General features: G+C 37.4%; 1 protein-coding gene. It reads left to right on the top strand.

Annotation, left to right across the window (positions count from 1 at the left end; all coding sequences use genetic code 11):
• The first annotated feature begins 117 nt into the window (after positions 1 to 117).
• A complete protein-coding gene (gene glyS, locus V7149_RS05085) occupies positions 118 to 2190 on the top strand; it encodes a glycine--tRNA ligase subunit beta (RefSeq protein WP_335344567.1) in 2073 nt (690 codons plus the stop codon).
• The last annotated feature ends 171 nt before the right edge of the window (positions 2191 to 2361 follow it).

Genomic DNA, 2361 nt, shown 5'->3' with positions numbered 1-2361 from the left:
GAGGTCATAAGCCAATCCGTCAATAAGGTTAAAAAACAACCTTCTTGCCGGCTTGTCTTATGCTTGTCGGGGCTGATCAAGCCGCTTGAGCTTTTCGGGTAAGGGAGGAATGGAATCGTGACTAAAAGAGATCTCCTTTTAGAAGTAGGATTAGAAGAAATGCCAGCAAGATTTGTTACAAATTCGATGAATCAGCTTTCAGATAAAATCCAAGCTTGGTTATTAGAAAAAAAGATAAACTTTGACCATATTGATGCTTTTTCTTCACCGCGTAGGTTAGCGGTTCTCGTATCAGGTGTAGATGAATCTCAAGAGGATGTTCACGAGGAAGCAAAGGGTCCAGCAAGAAAGATTGCGATTGGTGAAAATGATGAATGGTCAAAGGCAACTATTGGCTTTTGCCGTGGACAAGGGGCTAGTGTAGACGATATTTTCTTTAAAGAAATAAATGGTGTTGAATATGTCCATGTGAAAAAATTTATTCAAGGCCAAGAAACTATAACTTTGCTGGCGGAATTGCAGCAAATTATAACAGCTATGACATTCCCGAAAAACATGAAATGGGCTAATAATGATCTTCGGTACGTCCGTCCCATTAAATGGCTGCTTGCGTTATTCGGTAATGAAGTGATCCCATTTTCAATCACAGCGGTAGAGACATCCAATTGGACACTTGGTCATCGTTTCCTTGGAGACAAAATTGACATACATGAGCCAAAAGATTATGAAAAGGCTATGCTTAGTCAATATGTGATTGTTGATCCTGCTGAAAGAAAAAGCGCAATTACTGCACAAATAGAAACAATCGCCGAGGAAAATAATTGGGTCATTCCAATTGATGAAAATCTGCTAGAAGAGGTTACGAACCTTGTTGAGTACCCTACAGCTCTTTTTGGACGCTTTGAAGAAGAGTTTTTAGAAATTCCTGAAGAGGTTTTAATAACTTCTATGAAAGAGCACCAGCGTTACTTTCCTGTCAAATCAAAGGAAGGAAAGCTGCTTCCCTTCTTTGTGACCGTTCGAAATGGCGGGCATGAACATTTAGAAAAAGTAGCTAAGGGGAATGAAAAGGTACTTAGAGCAAGATTATCTGATGCAGCCTTTTTCTATAAAGAAGACCAAAAAACTGAAATTGAAGATTCATTAAGTAAGCTAAAAGCTATTGTCTATCATGAAGAAATCGGTACACTTGCTGAAAAGGTAAATCGTGTTCGAAAACTAACAAATGAGATAGCTGATAAGCTAGATTTTAGCACAGAAGATAAAGTAGCTGCCGACAGAGCTAGTGAAATTTGCAAATTTGACCTTGTAACAAATATGGTTTACGAATTTCCAGAATTACAAGGTTTTATGGGTGAAAAGTATGCTTTGCAAAAGGGAGAAAAACCTGCAGTTGCTAAAGCCATAAATGAACATTATATGCCAAGGAATGCTGATGACAGTACCCCAGGAAGCCATGCAGGTGCTGCACTGTCAATAGCAGAAAAAATGGATACAATTGCCGCTTGCTTTGCTATTGGCATTATCCCAAGCGGTTCACAGGATCCATATGCACTAAGACGCCAAGCTACAGGTATTGTTCAGACTCTAATAAATAAAGAGTGGGATTTGTCTTTAGAAAGTCTAATTGATTCTGCGTTAGCCTTAGTTGAAGAGGCTGGAATTGCTAAGAAATCTAAATCAGAACTTGCCGGAGAATTAATTGCATTCTTTAAACTAAGAATTAAGCATATCCTTCAAGAAAAGCATGTGCGGTATGATTTAATTGAAGCAGTTCTAGGCAATGAAATTGGTGCACTCCCATCCCTAGTAAGAAGAGCTGAAGTATTAGAAACTAGAAAAGAGGATAATGGCTTTAAGGAAAGGATGGAGGCTTTAAGCCGAGTTTTAAATATTTCATCTAAAGCTGAAAATCCTAGTGAAGTTAAACCTGATTTATTTGAAAATGAATTTGAAAAAAATCTGTACAATAAATATATGCTTGTCAAAGAAAAGTTTACTGCTCATACTTCAGAAAGTGACAAATTTGGTTTGCTCATATCTATGAAGCCTGAAATCGATCAATATTTTGATAACACGATGGTCATGGCAGATCATATAGAACTTCGGCAAAACAGGCTAAATCAAATGGTTTTACTGGCTGAATTGATTAAAAAGTTTGCAAATGTAAACGAAATTATTGTTAAATAACGTGGGTTTTCCATTTGGAGCCTGTTTCCAAAAGACAGGCTCCTTCCAATAAACTCCTGCCTTAATACTCATTTCTTTTCATTTATTCTAAATAGTATATAATAATTTTATAAAAGTATAACATTTTTGGTATTTGTCTAGCTCCAGCGCCAACCCCCGACGTACAGGACG

Source organism: Bacillus sp. JJ1503 (assembly GCF_036965125.1).
GTDB lineage: Bacteria > Bacillota > Bacilli > Bacillales > Cytobacillaceae > Cytobacillus.
Note: the sequence above shows the minus strand (reverse complement) of the source record. Positions and strands in the feature narration are given on the sequence as shown.